Raw genomic sequence first — 14,930 nt, forward strand, 5'->3', positions numbered from 1 at the left:
GCACCTTCTTCGCCCAGTCAAACCCGCACGTCGCCAAGATGCTCGCCGAACGCGCATCAACCGGGGTGCGCCTCGGGTGCGCCACCTCTCTCATGCCACTGCTCGGAGTCTCAGGGGCGGAACGGCTCGCCCAGGCCCACGATGATCTCCCGCTCGCCCTTGAAGGGCTCGCGACTGTGCGCCGTACGGATGTTGTCGACGACCAGGAGGTCACCGCGCTGCCACGGCTCACGCACCGTGTGCTTCTCGTACACCTCGTTGATGTGGTCGATGGTGGCCCGGTCGAGGGGCGAGCCGTCACCGCAGAAGGTGTTGAACGGCAGGCCCTCGGGGCCGAACTCCTCAATGAGGAACTCCCGTACCTCGGGCTCCATCGTCCATTCGTTGAGGAACGCGATCTGGTTGAACCAGCAGCGCTCGCCCGAGTCCGGATGCGCCACGACGGCGGGACGGGTCTGGACGGTGCTCAGGGCATCGTCACCCTGCCAGACCGCCTCCAGGCCGTTCTCCTCGCAGTATCGCTCCACCTCCGAACGGTCCTTGGTGCCGAAGGCATCCTGCCACGGGGTGCCGACGAGAGGGTTGTAGCTGCGCGTCAGACGCCAGCCGTGCCGTTCGAAGCGCTCGACGAGGTCTGCCGGCAGATCGCTCAGGACCGCGCGCGCATCGGCCAGGGCAGTGATGCCTCCGGTCGCGGGCGGTGTGACGCAGGCGAACGCCAGGAGCCTGGGCGGGGTGGCCACGTAACTCAGCTCGTGGTGCATACACATGGGCTGGTCGGCGGACCAGTGCGACGAGGAGTACACACCGTCGCCGTAAGCGTCGCGCGGGGCGAATCCCTCCCGCTCAGCCATGCCGTCTCCAATGACCGCGCGCACTGCGGCGACGGCTGCGGCCCGATCGCTGATCGGCAGGCCGCGCACGAGGACGGCCCCGTATGTGGTCACCGAGTTCCGGATCTGTGTGCTGTGTTCACTGATCCAGGACTCGGCGTCGGGGACGGGGCCGGCCTCCAAACGGGCGAGAAGGCTCGTGCGCTGCTCGGACATGAGAAATCACCGTGTCTCAGAGGGCGTTCGGTAGGGGTTTGGGCTTCTGCCGACGGTTACAGGCGGAGGGATTGCCCGATGTGGTTCGGGTCGGCGGTCAGCTGGTTGCTCATCGAGTTGGTCATGGCCTGGGACCCGATTCCGGCAACGCTTCGCAGTCGCGGTGCATACGCCGCTAGCGGATGATCATACCGAAGGTCTGCTCCACACACCAACGCACTTTCTGCACCACGAAGCCCTTCTGTTCCTTGTCACTGGAGACGACCTCGACTGAAGTGACACCTCGCCGGCGCTCCCACGAGCCCCCAGTACTCGGCCTGGTACTTCGCGACGATCGGGAAGTCCTCGTCGTGAACCCACCGGATCCCGACGCCTTCGGGCGTGACGACGGCGCTTTGCATCCCGAACTCCCCCGAGCCGATGTCGAGGAGGAAGCTCAGGAGCTGCCCGACGATCGGTGCGGGACCGGGGCGGGCAATGCCCCGACGGGTCGCTGACCTCCTCGTCTACCCTCATTGGGTGAATACGTACGTGAACCGCCTCGGCAGCAACGCACCGCAGACCGGCTCGCTGTCGGCGGGCGCGAGCGTGGCGGTATGGGCTCTGGACACGACCTCGGGCGTGGTGGGCGGGCATACGGTCGCCGAGGCTCTGCCGATGCTGGACGCCGTCGAGCGGGACCGGGCCGAGCGGCTGCTCCGGGAGGGCGACCGGCACCGCTACCTGGCCTCGCACGTGGGGCTTCGGGTGCTGCTCGGCGGCTACCTCGGGCTGACCCCGGCGGAGGTTTCGATGGTCCGCGAGAAGTGCCCGTGCTGTGGCGGCCCGCACGGCCGCCCCGCCGTGGACGGAGGGGCACTGCACTTCTCCCTCTCGCACAGCGACGACGTGGCCTACCTCGCCTTCGCCCAGGTGCCGGTCGGGGTCGACGTGGAGGGGATTCCGGGCGCAGCCGCAGTGGCCGACGTACTGACCACTCTGCACCCGGCGGAGACCGCGGAGCTGACCGCTCTCCCGGAGCCGGACCGGCGGGCGGCGATGGGCCGGGTGTGGTCCCGCAAGGAGGCCTACCTCAAGGCCACCGGTACGGGCCTGGCGCTCGGCCTGGCGGAGCCGTACGTCGGCTCCGCGCACACCCCGGCCGTGGTCCCCGGCTGGACCCTGACCGACCTGCCGGCCCCGCCCGGTTACGCGGCGGCCCTCGCCCTCCGCACCCCGGACCGGGCGTCGACCTCCGCTTCCGCCTAACGACCTTGCACATGGTCAGCCCGGGTCCGCGCTAAGGCGCGCAAATCAGCAGGCGATCCCCGGTGAGCCAAACCGGGGATCCGCCGGATCATTGGAGATCCACCGCCACCCCTGCCCGAACCGTCGGAAGGCACCGCCGCGCCACACCCCACGACGTCACTCCCTGACCCGCGGGGGCACCGCCGGCCCGGCAAAGCTCGGCTACGCCGCCGCGTAGCTGCGCCGGAAGTACTCGGCCGCGCGCTCCAGGTCCCGCTCGGATGCAGCGTCAGCTCCAGGTTGCCGGTGCCGTGGTGCAGGGTCGAGCCTTCCGCCTCCTTCACGTGTTGCTTACCGCAACGCAGAGGTTGGGGTATGCCGGCGCCCTCGGTACGGCCGATGGTGCACCGGCACCACATCGTCGGCGAAACGGCCCTCCCCACTTCACCATTACAGGCCATCTCGGTTGCCCATAGCCAAAAAAGTCGCCTCCCGCACCAGGGTCACAACCTGGTGCGGGAGGCGACTTTCCACTGCTGACGATTCGTCAGGCATTGCTGCCGGCGTGCGTCAAACGTGCGTCACGCGCGTCAGACCAGCGTCAGACCAGCGTCAAGATATCGCCCGTAACGCCCACAGCGCACATCACACACACTGCCCTAACCTGCAGGTCAGAGGCCCTTTGCGACCGGTTCAAGGATCGCGACGCACTCGACATGATGGGTCATCGGGAACAGGTCGAACGCCCGCAGCGTCCGCACCTTGTAGCCGCCCTCCCGGAAGTACGCCAGGTCGCGCGCGAGAGCCGCCGGGTCGCAGGCGACGTAGGCGATGCGGCGGGCGCCGAGGCCGGCGAGGTGCTTCACGGTCTGCTTGCCCGCGCCCGCGCGCGGCGGGTCGAGGACGATCAGGTCGCACTCGGTGATGCCGGTGCGGGGCAGGATCTGGTCGACCTTGCCGTGCTCGATGCGGACCCGGTCGAGGTCCTGGAGGTTGTGGCGGGCGTCCTCGACGGCGCGCTTGCCGGACTCGATGCCGAGGACCGCGCCCTTCTCGCCGATGCGCTGGCCGATGGCGCCGGCGAACAGGCCGACGCCGCAGTAGAGGTCGAGGGCCATGTCGTTCTTGCGGGGCAGGAGGCCCTGCATGACCGCGCGGACGAGAGTGTTTGCAGCCTGCGGGTGGACCTGCCAGAAGCCGCCCGAGCCGACACGGTACGTGCGGTCGTCGGCGCGTTCGCGGACGAAGCCGCGGCCGTGGACCCGGTGGATGCCGCCGTCGCGTTCGTCGACGCGCAGGACGGAGACCGGCTTGTCGAGCTCGACGAGCGGCAGCCGGGCGCCGGGCTTCGGGGTGAGGATGACCTGGCGGTCGTTGGAGCCGGTGGCCGTGATGGCCTCCACGGACGCCATGCCGGTCCAGTCGCGCTTCTCGATGCCGAGTTCCGAGACGCCGGGCGCCGCGATCATGCAGTGCTCGATCGGTTCGACGTCGTGCGAGCGGTGCTTGCGCAGGCCGGCCCGGCCGTTCTCGTCGATGGCGTACTGGACGCGGGTGCGCCAGGCGGGCACCTCGCCCTTCGGAAGCTTGTCGCCCTCGGCCGGCATGACCGTGCCGTCCCAGCCCGCCTCTTCGGGGGTGAGGCCGGCGAGGCGCTGGAGCTGTTCGGCGATGACTTCGCCCTTGAGCCGACGCTGGGCGCCGGGCTTGGCGTGCTGCCAGTCGCAGCCGCCGCACTTGCCGGGGCCGGCGTACGGGCAGGGCGCCTCGACGCGGTCCTTGGACGGTTCGATGATCGTGACGGCGTCGGCGCGCAGGAAGCGGGAGTCCTTCTCCCCGTCGGTGATCCGGGCGATGACCTTCTCGCCGGGGAGCGTGTGCCGTACGAAGAGGACCTGGCCCTCCGCGGTACGGGCGATGCAGTGGCCGCCGTGTGCGACGGGGCCCACCTCGACCTCGTACTCCTCACCGATCAGTGAGTCCCCGGTCTGCGAGTCGTCGGCCGGCGACGAGGTGGATTCGTTCTGCATGAGGGGGTGGCTCCAGAGATCAAAGGAAAAACGGCCGGACAACAACCCACAAGTCTACGTGGGTGGTGTCCGGCCGCTTACCACATGCGGGCACGGAGAGTCAGCTCTTGCTACTAGGCACCTTGGGCCTGCTCTCCACGGGCCCCCGGCGCACCGATCCAGGAGCGTTCCATTCGGCGCGCTTCCTGGCGCGCTTCTTCGCGGCCTCGGAGGATTCCAGCTGGTACGGGACGGACGTCACCATCACGCCCGGGGTGAACAGCAGCCGCCCCTTGAGGCGCAGGGCGCTCTGGTTGTGCAGCAGGTGCTCGTACCAGTGCCCGACCACGTACTCCGGGATGTAGACACTGACCACGTCGCGCGGGCTCTCCCGGCGCAGGCCCTTCACGTAGTCGATGACCGGCCGGGTCACTTCGCGGTAAGGGGAGTCGAGGATCTTCAGCGGGATGTTGATGCCGCGCCGCTCCCACTCCTCCTTGAGTACCTTGGTCTCGGCCGGGTCGACGCTGATGGAGAGCGCCTCCAGATGGTCGGAGCGGATCAGCTTGGCGTACGCGAGCGCGCGCAGCGTGGGCCGGTGCAGTTTGGAGACCAGGACGATGGAGTGGACCCGGGAGGGCTTCACGCTGTCCTCGGACGGGGCCTCGTCGGCGGAGATCTCCTCGGCGACCCGGTCGTAGTGCCTGCGGATCGCGGTCATCGTCCCGTAGAAGATCACCATGCCGAGCAGCGCCACCCAGGCGCCGTGGGTGAACTTGGTGGCGAGTACGACGACGAGCACCAGGCCGGTGAAGAACGCGCCGAAGGTGTTGATCGCGCGGGAGCGGTTCATGTGGCGGCGCTTGGCCGGGTCCTTCTCGGTCCTGAGATGGCGGTTCCAGTGCCGGACCATGCCGGTCTGACTGAGGGTGAAGGAGACGAACACACCGACGATGTACAGCTGGATCAGCCGGGTCGAGTCGGCGCCGTAGATCCAGGTGAGCAGGATGGCGGCGCCGGCCAGCAGCACGATGCCGTTGGAGAAGGCAAGCCGGTCGCCGCGGGTATGCAGCTGGCGCGGCAGGTACCGGTCCTGGGCGAGGATCGAGCCGAGCAGCGGGAAGCCGTTGTACGCGGTGTTGGCGGCCAGGAAGAGGACGAGGGCGGTGGCCGCGGCGAGGACGATGAAGAGGAACGAGCCGTCGCCGAAGACGGCGGCCGCGACCTGGGAGATCACTGGGTCCTGGACGAAGCTCGATCCGACGGCGGCGCCGTTGTGGATCAGGTCCCGGGCCGGGTTCTCGGCCATCTTCACATCGGTGACCATGGCCAGGCCGATGATGCCGCAGAACATGGTGACGGCCAGCAGGCCCATCATCGCGAGGGTGGTCGCGGCGTTCTTGCTCTTCGGCTTGCGGAAGGCGGGCACACCGTTGCTGATCGCCTCGACGCCGGTCAGCGCCGCACAGCCGGAGGAGAAGGCCCGCAGCAGCAGGAAGACGAGGGCGAAGCCGGCCAGGCCCTGGTGCTCGGGCCTGATCTCGTAGTCCGAGGTCGGGGCGTGCATGGTGTCACCGAGGACCAGCCCGCGGAACGCACCCCAGGCGATCATGATGAAGACGCCGGCCACGAAGAGATAGGTGGGGATGGCGAAGAGCTTGCCGGACTCCTTGACGCCCCGCAGGTTCATCAAGGTCAGCAGCACGATGGCGCCGATCGCGCAGAGCGTCTTGTGCTCGACGACGAACGGAACCGCGGAGCCGAGGTTCTCCACGCCGGAGGCGATCGACACCGCGACGGTCAGGACGTAGTCGACCAGCAGGGCGCTGGCGACCGTCAGACCGGCCTTGGGTCCGAGGTTGGTGGTGGCGACCTCGTAGTCGCCGCCGCCGCTCGGGTAGGCATGCACGTTCTGCCGGTACGAGGCGACGACCGTGAACATCAGGACCACGACAGCGGCCGCGATCCACGGGCTGAAGTGGTACGCCGACACACCCGCGATGGACAGCACGAGGAGGACTTCTCCTGGTGCGTAGGCCACCGAGGACAGCGGGTCGGATGCGAAGACAGGGAGGGCGATGCGCTTAGGGAGGAGCGTTTCTCCCAGCTTGTCGCTGCGCAACGCCCGGCCGATCAGGATCCGTTTGGGCACGTCGGTCAGTTTGGACACGGAGAGGATCGTAAGCGTTCCGTATGGAGGCCGCCCACGCACCACCCCCGTGGTCCTGCAATCTCCTGCGCTCAGCCGAAATCGGCGCGGAATCCTTAACGGAATCCTTGCACTCCCCCCTTATGGGAACAGTGCGCTGTAACCGTTCCGTTCCCGTTGGCCGCCGCGACGGGCGTAGCGGACGGTGGCGTTCCAGCGGATCTCCCCTCTCCGGCGTTCCGGCGGCGCCCGTTCCCTTTTCCCCGCGCCTTTGCAGCTACGGCCGTGGCGAAAGCACACTCGAATGAGGCAACGCATCGGTGGCCGCATAAGCTCATCCCGGGCAACGCCGAAAAACGTTGCCCCGTTGTTTGCCCGGCAAGCCGAGGAAAGAGTGTGAGCAGGGTGTTTTCGCAGGTCAGCTGGACGACCAGGACTGCGAGGTAAGCGCAAGGTGCACATCGTCATCATGGGCTGCGGGCGAGTAGGAGCCGCTCTCGCGCAGACCCTGGAGCAGCAGGGGCACACGGTCGCCGTGATCGACCAGGACCCCACGGCGTTCCGCCGTCTCGGGTCGGGGTTCGGTGGCCGACGCGTCACCGGCGTCGGTTTCGACCAGGACACCCTCCGTGAGGCGGGTATCGAGGAGGCCGGCGCGTTCGCCGCGGTGAGCAGCGGCGACAACTCGAACATCATCGCCGCCCGGGTGGCCCGCGAGATGTTCGGCATCGAGAACGTCGCGGCGCGGATCTACGACCCGCGGCGCGCCGAGGTCTACCAGCGCCTCGGCATCCCCACGGTCGCCACCGTCCGCTGGACGGCGGACCAGATGCTGCGGCGGCTGCTGCCGTCGGGCGCCGAGCCGCTGTGGCGGGACCCGAGCGGCGGTGTGCAGCTCGCCGAGGTGCACACCACCCCGTCCTGGATCGGGCACAAGATCAGCACGCTGCAGGAGGAGACGGGCGTCCGCGTGGCGTTCCTCACCCGATTGGGTGAAGCCATCCTGCCGTCGTCGCAGACGGTGCTGCAGGAGGGCGATCTCGTCCACGTGATGATGCGTACGGACGAGATCGCGAAGGTAGAGGCGGCCTTCGCCGAGGGTCCTGAGGAGGGCGGTCACTGATGCGTGTCGCGATTGCCGGGGCCGGCGCGGTGGGCCGCTCCATCGCGGGCGAGCTGCTGGAGAACGGCCACGAGGTGCTCCTCGTGGACAAGGCGCCGACCGCCATTTCGGTGGAGCGGGTGCCCATGGCCGAGTGGCTGCTCGCGGATGCCTGCGAGATCACCTCGCTGGACGAGGCGGCGCTCCAGCGCTGCAACGTCGTGATCGCCGCGACCGGCGACGACAAGGTGAACCTGGTCGTCTCGCTGCTCGCCAAGACCGAGTACGGCGTGCCGCGGGTCGTCGCCCGGGTCAACAACCCGAAGAACGAGTGGCTGTTCAACGAGTCCTGGGGCGTCGATGTCGCGGTCTCCACGCCGCGTCTGATGTCAGCGCTGGTCGAGGAGGCGGTGAGCGTCGGCGATCTGGTCCGGCTGCTGCGCTTCAGCCACGGCGACGCCAACCTGGTCGAGCTGACGCTGCCCCCGGAGTCGGCGCTGGCCGGTACCCAGGTCGGCGATGTGGCGTGGCCCGAGGACACCTCACTGGTCACCATCATCCGCGGTACGCGGGTGCTGACGCCGGGCTCGGAGGAGACGCTGGAGGCCGGTGACGAGCTGCTGTTCGTGGCCGCCCAGGCGCGCGAGGAGCAGCTGGAGGATCTGTTGTCGGTGCGTCGCGAGGTCGCCGACGACTGAGAGCCCGGCTGACCGGCATCGCCTCCGGTCGCCGGCCGCCACGACGCCTCGTACGACGAAGGGGCCGGGAACCGTGTATGTCACGGTTCCCGGCCCCTTCGCTGTAGCTGCCGGTCAGGCCTCGGTGTTGCGGGCCGCGACGGCTTCCTCCTTGCGGACCTTCTCGGCCTGCTCCTCCGCTTCCATCTCGGCGAAGACGTCGATGGGCGGCGGCGCCTTGGCGAGGAAGACCCAGGTCAGGTAGACCGCGAGCAGGAACGGCGGGATCTTCAGGGCGACCAGGACCCAGCCGAGCTGGGCGGTGTCGGCCCACCAGTAGAGCGGGAAGAGGATCGCGCACTTGGCGAGCAGTATCAGACCCCAGGCCCAGCTGGCCTTGGCGTACGCCTTCTTGCGGCCGGGGTTCCGGGTGCGCCAGGAGAGGTTCTCCTTGAAGACCGGCCCGAGAATCAGTCCTATCAGCGGCACCCCGGCGATCGTGGTGACGATGTAGGCGAGGGCCAGGCCCAGCGTGTAGATCATGCCGGGCAGGTAGAAGTCCTTGGCGTTGCCCGTCATCATCGCGAAGACCACACCGAAGGCGACGCCGAAGACCCCGCTGAAGGCGTGCTTGACGGTGTCCTTGCGGATCAGCCGTACCGCGACGAGGACCAGGGACACGGCCAGGGCCGCGATGGCCGAGGTGTGCAGGTCCTTGTTGATGGTGAAGATCGTGACGAAGAGCAGCCCGGGCAGGACTGTCTCCACCATCCCGCGGACGCCGCCGAACGCCTCGAAGAGGGCGGCTTCGGTGACCGCTTTCGCGTCGGCCTCCTGCTGGTCGGTGCGGTCCGTGTCGGACGTCGGCTTGTCGAGAGACGTCACCGGCTACTCCTTGCCGAGCGGTCGGAGTTCGTATTTGGGGTTGAACAGCACTCGGCGTCCGTGACTCATGGCGATCCGGCCCGAGGCGATGAGCTTACGGCCCGGCTCTATGCCCACGATGGAACGCCGGCCCAGCCAGACCACGTCCAACGGGGCGGTGCCGTCGAAGAGCTCCGCCTCCAGGGCGGGCACTCCGGCGCGCGGCCGCAGGGTGACGGTCCGCAAGGTACCAGTCACCTTCACGATCTGGCGGTCGTTGCACTCGGAGATCCGCGTGCATCCCGATGCCTGCGAGTCCTCCTGCAGCTCCTCCGATTCCAGGTCTTGCTGGGAGCTGGACAGCCGGTCGAGCATCCGACGGAAGCGGCCGGACGGCCGCTCCGCCTTCTCGGAACGAGGGACAGCACTCATACCCGAAGGGTACCGGCCCACGCTGGTCCGGGCAGGTGTCCGTTCTCTCACTCGGACGTGTGACACGCAGCGGAGCAGAGCCGACGGCAGGCCGCCGCACGCACAGTGCTCAGCCGCGTTCGAAGCGGTAACCCATGCCCGGCTCGGTGACGAAGTGCCGGGGGTGCGAGGGGTCCGCCTCCAGCTTGCGCCGGAGCTGGGCCATGTAGACCCGCAGATAGTTGGTCTCGGTGCCGTACGAAGGCCCCCAAACCTCCTGCAGCAGCTGCTTCTGGCTGACCAGCCGGCCGCTGTTGCGGACCAGCACCTCCAGCAGATGCCACTCGGTCGGGGTGAGCCGCACGTCGCGTCCCTCGCGCTGGACCTTCTTCGCCGCCAGGTCGACGGTGAACCCCTCGGTCTCGACCATCACGATGTCGTCGGCGCCGTCCTGGCCGACCGGTTCGGCCCGCCGGACCGAGGCGCGCAGCCGGGCCAGCAGCTCGTCCATGCCGAACGGCTTGGTGACGTAGTCGTCAGCTCCTGCGTCCAGCGCCTCGACCTTCTCGTCGGAGGTGTGGCGGGCGGAGAGCACCAGGATCGGCACCCGGGTCCAGCCGCGCAGCCCCCTGATCACCTCCACGCCGTCCATGTCCGGCAGTCCGAGGTCGAGGACGACGACATCGGGGTGGCGCGCGGCGGCGAGCTGGAGGGCGGTCGCACCGTCGGGCGCCGCGTCCACCTCGTACTTGCGAGCCTTCAGATTGATCACGAGGGCGCGTACGATCTGCGGCTCGTCGTCGACCACAAGCACCCGGGTCATCGGGGACCTGCCTTTCTGCTGTACGGAATTGCTGCGGGAAGCAGTACGGGTATCACTGCGGCGATCACGAGACGGCCTGCGCGGGCAGGTCGGTACCGATCGGAACGTATCCCGACACCGCCTTGAGCGTCAGGACCATGGTCATGCCGCCACCGGGGGTGTCCTCGGCGTCGAGGGTGCCGCCCATGGACTCCACGAAGCCGCGGGCGACGGCGAGCCCCAGGCCGACTCCTGCGCCGCGCGGGGCGTCGCCGTAGCGCTGGAAGGGTTCGAAAATCCGCTCCTTGCCCTCGTCGGGGACGCCGGGGCCGCGGTCGGCCACCCGGAGCTCGACCCTGGCGCCGAGCGCGCTGGCGGCCACGGTGACGCGTTCCCCGTCGGGGTTGTACTTGACGGCGTTCTCGACGATGTTGGCGACGGCCCGCTCCAGCAGCCCCGGGTCGACGGCGACCATCGGAAGCGTCTCCGGGATGTCCAGCTCGACGCTGTCCTCCGGTACACCTCCGAGCGCCATCGGGACCACCTCGTCGAGGTCGATCTCGCGGATCAGCGGGGTGACGGTGCCGGTCTGCAGCCTCGACATGTCGAGGAGGTTGCCGACCAGGTGGTCGAGACGGTCGGCGCCGTTCTCGATACCTTCAAGGAGCTCCGCCTCGTCCGCCTCCGACCAGGCCACGTCGTCGGAGCGCAGCGAGGTGACGGCGGCCTTGATGGCGGCCAGCGGGGTCCGCAGATCGTGGCTGACGGCGGCGAGGAGCGCGGTCCTTATCCGGTTCCCCTCGGCGAGCCGCCGGGCCTCCTCCGCCTCCCCGACCAGGCGCTGCCGGTCGAGTACGACGGCGGCCTGGGCGGCGAACGCGCCGAGGACCCGGCGGTCCTCGGCGGGCAGCACCCGGCCGGAGAGCGCGAGCGCCATGTGGTCACCGACGGGCATGTCCACATCGGCGTCCTCGGGGCGGGACACGGGCGCCGGGCCGACGCTGCCCGCGCAGGTCCACGGGTCGACGTCGCTGCGCCGCTCCAGGAGCGCCACGGACTCCATGGCGAAGGTCTCGCGGACCCGGTCCAGCAGGGCGTCCAGGGTGGTCTCGCCGCGCAGCACGCTGCCGGCCAGGAAGGACAGGATCTCGGACTCGGCGCGCAGCCGGGCGGCCTGATGGGTACGGCGGGCCGCCAGGTCGACGACGGAGGCCACTGCCACCGCGACCGCGAAGAAGATCACGATGGCGACGAAGTTCCTCGGGTCCTGCACCGTCAGGGTGTGGGTCGGCGGGGTGAACCAGTAGTTCAGCAGCAGCGAGCCGACGGCAGCGGACGCGAGGGCGGGCAGCAGCCCGCCGAGCAGGGCTGCAGCGACCGTCATGAAGAGGAAGAGCAGGACGTCGTTGGCGAGCCCCGGACCGTTCGTCATGCTGGTCAGGAGCAGCGTGAGCAGGACCGGGCCGCCGACCCCGGCCAGCCAGCCCCAGATGATCCGGGCCCGGCCGAGCCGGGCGCCACGGGCGATCGGCAGTCCGCGGCCCTTGGCGACCTCGTCGTGCGTGACGATGTGGACGTCGAGGTCGGGGCCGGACTCGCGGGCGACGGTGGCGCCGACGCCGGGGCCGTAGATGTACTGCCAGGCCTTGCGGCGGCTTGAGCCGAGCACGATCTGGGTGGCGTTGACACCCTGGGCGAACGCGAGGAGTGCCGAGGGTATGTCGTCGCCGATGACGTGGTGGAACGTACCGCCGAGGTCCTCGACGAGGGTGCGCTGAACGGTGAGTTCCTTGGGCGACGCGGAGGTCAGTCCGTCGCTGCGGGCGATGTAGACGGCGAGGATCTCGCCGCCGGAGCCCTTGGCGGCCATCCGGGACGCGCGGCGGATGAGCGTACGGCCCTCGGGTCCGCCGGTGAGTCCGACGACAATGCGTTCGCGGGCCTGCCAGGTGGTGCTGATGTTGTGTTCGCCGCGGTACTGCTGAAGGTACTCGTCGACCCGGTCGGCGACCCAGAGCAGGGCGAGCTCGCGCAGGGCGGTGAGGTTGCCCGGGCGGAAGTAGTTGGACAGGGACGCGTCGATCCGGTCCGGCTTGTAGATGTTGCCGTGGGCCATCCGGCGGCGCAGCGCCTGGGGCGACATGTCGACCAGTTCGAGCTGGTCCGCCCGGCGGACGACTTCGTCGGGGACGGTCTCGCGCTGCTTTACGCCGGTTATCGACTCGACGACGTCGCCGAGCGACTCGAGGTGCTGGATGTTGACGGTGGAGACGACGTCGATGCCCGCCTGGAGGAGCTCTTCGACGTCCTGCCAGCGCTTGGCGTTGCGGGAGCCCGGCACATTGGTGTGAGCCAGTTCGTCCACCAGGGCGACGGCCGGGGCCCGGTCCAGGACCGCGTCGACGTCCATCTCGGTGAAGACGGCATCCCGGTACTCGATCGTGCGGCGCGCGACCTGCTCCAGGCCGTGCAGCATCACCTCGGTGCGCGGCCGTTCGTGGTGCTCCACGAACGCGACGACGCAGTCGGTGCCCCGCTCCACTCGGCGGTGGGCCTCGGAGAGCATCGCGTACGTCTTGCCGACGCCCGGTGCCGCACCCAGGTAGATCCGAAGCTTGCCGCGTGCCATGGCCCCATTGTCTTTCAGAAAAGCGGCTGCGGCCGATGCGGCAGCCGCTCTCGAAGCTACCCCGAATATTTACGGCAAAAGGGACGCAAGGTCGGACAGGAGGCCGAATTGACGGAATTCTGATGCGCCAAACCGGTCAAATCCGGCATATCCCGGTGATCGGCATCAAAAAGGTGTCCGGGGCGAGCCCCGGCACCCGCCGCTACGTGTGCTCGGCGATGAGCCCGTCGCTCAGTTCCAGCACTCGGTCCGCCAGCCCCAGCAACTGCGCATCGTGTGTCGCCACCAACACGGTCACCCCCTCGCTCCGTACCACCGCCCGCAACAGCTCCATCACGGCGAGCCCGGTCTCCGCGTCGAGCTGTCCCGTCGGCTCGTCCGCGATCAGCAGCGCGGGCCGGTTGGCGAGCGCGCGGGCGATGGCGACGCGCTGCTGCTGGCCGCCGGAGAGCTCCCCTGGCCGCTGCGCACCGTGGTCGCCGAGCCCGACCAGGGAGAGCATCAATGCCACCCGCTCCTCCCGCTCGCGGGGATCCGCCTTGCGCAGCCGCATCGGTACGCCGACATTCTCCGCGGCGGTCAGGATCGGGATCAGGCCGAACGACTGGAAGATGAAGCCGATCCGGTCCCGGCGCAGTTCCAGCAGCCCGTTCTCGCCGAGCTCGGAGAGGTCGGTGCCGTCGACGGTGATCCGGCCGCGGTCGGCGCTGTCGAGGCCGCCGACCAGGTTCAGCAGGGTTGTCTTGCCGGAGCCCGAGCGCCCCTTGAGTGCGACGAGTTCGCCGCGCGGCACGTCGAAAGAGACCCCGCGCAGCGCGTGGACGGCGCCCGCGCCGGTGCCGTACGAGCGGTGCAGGTCCTCGACGCGGACCATCGGCCCGCGGGCCGGGTCCTCGGCGACGGCCATGCCGCCCTGGCCGCCGATGCTCTTTCCGCCGGTGCTGTCGGTCATGCGCCCCCCAGTGCGTGGTCGTTCCCCGTCGGCCGCCAGTATGTGCATGAGGCACGCGGTCGGGCAATGGCCGAGGTCTCCGGGCGGGCACGGCTCCGGGCCGCCGTGATCCGTACAGCATGACCACGGCGGCCCGGAGCATCCGTCGGCGGAGGATCAGCCTCCGTTCACCAGCTCCTTGAGTGCGATGTTGAGCTGCAGGACGTTGACCCGCGGCTCCCCCACGAAGCCGAGGATCCGGCCGTCGGTGTGCTGCTCCACCAGCTTCTCCACCTGGTCGACGCCGAGATGGTTCCGCTCCGCGACGCGGCGCACCTGGAGCTGTGCGTACTGCGGGGAGATGTCCGGGTCGAGACCGGAGCCGGAGGAGGTGACGGCGTCGGCCGGCACGGCCGACGGGCTGACCGGGTGGCCGGGCACGGAGTTGTCCTTGACGACGGCGGCCTTGGCGGCGGTGACCCAGTCGATCAGGTCCTTGTTGTCGCCGGACCGGTTGGTCGCGCCGGACAGGATCAGCTTGTACTGGGGGTTGACGCTGTTGCTGCCGAGGCCGTTGGACGGGCGGGGCTGGAACCACTTGAGGTCCGGGGCCGCGGTCTCCTCGCCCTTCTTCAGCGGCAGGTCGTAGCGCTGGCCGATGATCTCGGAGCCGACGACCTTGCCGTTCGCCGTGATCTCGGAACCGTTGGCCTTGTCCGGGAGGACGCCCTGGGCGACACCGGTGACGGCGAGCGGGTAGATCACGCCGCAGACGATCGTGAGGACGAGCAGGGCGCGCAGCCCGGCCCAGAGCAGCCGAACGGTGTTTCCTGCGGAGTTGTTCATGGAGGTCATGGCGCGATCAGCCGATTCCGGGAATGAGGGAGAGGATCAGGTCGATGATCTTGATGCCGATGAACGGGGCGACCAGGCCGCCGAGTCCGTAGATCCCGAGGTTGCGCCGGAGCATCGAGTCGGCGCTGCTCGGCCGGTAGCGCACGCCCTTCAGGGCCAGCGGCACCAGCGCGATGATGATCAGCGCGTTGAAGATGACCGCGGAGAGGATCGCGGACTGCGGGG

12 protein-coding genes and 1 pseudogene are annotated in these 14,930 nt (G+C 69.1%); 3 read left to right on the plus strand and 10 right to left on the minus strand.

What is annotated here, in order from left to right; genetic code table 11:
• Nucleotides 1-110 precede the first annotated feature (110 nt).
• Nucleotides 111-1,049 carry a TauD/TfdA family dioxygenase gene (locus tag ABZV38_RS36045; protein WP_356332670.1) on the minus strand — a complete coding sequence of 313 codons (939 nt, stop codon included), beginning with the start codon at nucleotides 1,047-1,049 and terminating at the stop codon, nucleotides 111-113.
• Nucleotides 1,050-1,568: 519 nt separating this feature from the next.
• Here ABZV38_RS36045 and ABZV38_RS36050 point away from each other — a divergent pair.
• The gene (locus ABZV38_RS36050; protein ID WP_356332671.1) at nucleotides 1,569-2,297 is read left to right on the plus strand and encodes a 4'-phosphopantetheinyl transferase superfamily protein; all 729 of its coding nucleotides are present in this window, start codon (nucleotides 1,569-1,571) and stop codon (nucleotides 2,295-2,297) included.
• 650 nt (nucleotides 2,298-2,947) lie between these two features.
• On the opposite strand, the gene ABZV38_RS36055 is transcribed toward ABZV38_RS36050, so the two are convergent.
• Together ABZV38_RS36055 and ABZV38_RS36060 are read right to left on the minus strand one after the other, a co-directional pair.
• On the minus strand, nucleotides 2,948-4,306 hold the full coding sequence (locus ABZV38_RS36055) for a class I SAM-dependent RNA methyltransferase (RefSeq protein ID WP_356332672.1): 1,359 nt from the start codon (nucleotides 4,304-4,306) through the stop codon (nucleotides 2,948-2,950).
• A gap of 100 nt (nucleotides 4,307-4,406) precedes the next feature.
• Complete coding sequence (locus ABZV38_RS36060) at nucleotides 4,407-6,455, minus strand: APC family permease (RefSeq protein WP_356332673.1); 2,049 nt, start codon at nucleotides 6,453-6,455, stop codon at nucleotides 4,407-4,409.
• A gap of 433 nt (nucleotides 6,456-6,888) precedes the next feature.
• Between ABZV38_RS36060 and ABZV38_RS36065 the strand changes: the two genes are divergently transcribed.
• On the plus strand, nucleotides 6,889-7,557 hold the full coding sequence (locus ABZV38_RS36065; protein ID WP_026242838.1) for a TrkA family potassium uptake protein: 669 nt from the start codon (nucleotides 6,889-6,891) through the stop codon (nucleotides 7,555-7,557).
• Nucleotides 7,557-8,234 (plus strand): TrkA family potassium uptake protein, encoded by a 678-nt coding sequence (locus tag ABZV38_RS36070; RefSeq protein ID WP_030927282.1) that lies wholly within the window; start codon nucleotides 7,557-7,559, stop codon nucleotides 8,232-8,234. Before ABZV38_RS36065 ends, ABZV38_RS36070 begins: the two co-directional genes overlap by 1 nt.
• Nucleotides 8,235-8,348: 114 nt before the next feature.
• Here the strand turns inward: ABZV38_RS36070 and ABZV38_RS36075 are convergent, their stop codons facing one another.
• The 7 genes and pseudogenes from ABZV38_RS36075 to ABZV38_RS36105 all read right to left on the minus strand — a co-directional run.
• The gene (locus tag ABZV38_RS36075; RefSeq protein ID WP_356332674.1) at nucleotides 8,349-9,098 is read right to left on the minus strand and encodes a DUF3159 domain-containing protein; all 750 of its coding nucleotides are present in this window, start codon (nucleotides 9,096-9,098) and stop codon (nucleotides 8,349-8,351) included.
• Between the two features lie 3 nt (nucleotides 9,099-9,101).
• Nucleotides 9,102-9,509: an OB-fold nucleic acid binding domain-containing protein gene (locus tag ABZV38_RS36080; RefSeq protein ID WP_037822942.1), complete on the minus strand. Its 408-nt coding sequence runs from the start codon at nucleotides 9,507-9,509 to the stop codon at nucleotides 9,102-9,104.
• Nucleotides 9,510-9,618: 109 nt separating this feature from the next.
• A complete protein-coding gene (locus ABZV38_RS36085; protein ID WP_030980344.1) occupies nucleotides 9,619-10,311 on the minus strand; it encodes a response regulator in 693 nt (230 codons plus the stop codon).
• A gap of 64 nt (nucleotides 10,312-10,375) precedes the next feature.
• A complete protein-coding gene (locus ABZV38_RS36090; RefSeq protein WP_356332675.1) occupies nucleotides 10,376-12,919 on the minus strand; it encodes an ATP-binding protein in 2,544 nt (847 codons plus the stop codon).
• A gap of 202 nt (nucleotides 12,920-13,121) precedes the next feature.
• Nucleotides 13,122-13,871: an ABC transporter ATP-binding protein gene (locus ABZV38_RS36095; RefSeq protein ID WP_356332677.1), complete on the minus strand. Its 750-nt coding sequence runs from the start codon at nucleotides 13,869-13,871 to the stop codon at nucleotides 13,122-13,124.
• Between the two features lie 156 nt (nucleotides 13,872-14,027).
• Nucleotides 14,028-14,696 carry a potassium-transporting ATPase subunit C gene (locus ABZV38_RS36100; RefSeq protein ID WP_356332678.1) on the minus strand — a complete coding sequence of 223 codons (669 nt, stop codon included), beginning with the start codon at nucleotides 14,694-14,696 and terminating at the stop codon, nucleotides 14,028-14,030.
• Nucleotides 14,697-14,712: 16 nt separating this feature from the next.
• Nucleotides 14,713-14,930 (minus strand): annotated as a pseudogene (locus tag ABZV38_RS36105) (potassium-transporting ATPase subunit B); the annotation flags it as partial.

Origin of the sequence: Streptomyces sp. NPDC005181 (genome assembly GCF_040608395.1) — a bacterium.
Lineage (GTDB): Bacteria > Actinomycetota > Actinomycetes > Streptomycetales > Streptomycetaceae > Streptomyces.

What these genes read in the sequence shown, in the direction of transcription:
- ABZV38_RS36070 (WP_030927282.1), top strand. Translation starts at nt 7,557, where the DNA reads ATGCGTGTCGCGATTGCCGGGGCCGGCGCGGTGGGCCGCTCCATCGCG.
- ABZV38_RS36080 (WP_037822942.1), bottom strand. Translation starts at nt 9,509, where the DNA reads ATGAGTGCTGTCCCTCGTTCCGAGAAGGCGGAGCGGCCGTCCGGCCGC.
- ABZV38_RS36085 (WP_030980344.1), bottom strand. Translation starts at nt 10,311, where the DNA reads ATGACCCGGGTGCTTGTGGTCGACGACGAGCCGCAGATCGTACGCGCC.
- ABZV38_RS36095 (WP_356332677.1), bottom strand. Translation starts at nt 13,871, where the DNA reads ATGACCGACAGCACCGGCGGAAAGAGCATCGGCGGCCAGGGCGGCATG.
- ABZV38_RS36100 (WP_356332678.1), bottom strand. Translation starts at nt 14,696, where the DNA reads ATGAACAACTCCGCAGGAAACACCGTTCGGCTGCTCTGGGCCGGGCTG.
- ABZV38_RS36055 (WP_356332672.1), bottom strand. Translation starts at nt 4,306, where the DNA reads ATGCAGAACGAATCCACCTCGTCGCCGGCCGACGACTCGCAGACCGGG.
- ABZV38_RS36090 (WP_356332675.1), bottom strand. Translation starts at nt 12,919, where the DNA reads ATGGCACGCGGCAAGCTTCGGATCTACCTGGGTGCGGCACCGGGCGTC.
- ABZV38_RS36045 (WP_356332670.1), bottom strand. Translation starts at nt 1,049, where the DNA reads ATGTCCGAGCAGCGCACGAGCCTTCTCGCCCGTTTGGAGGCCGGCCCC.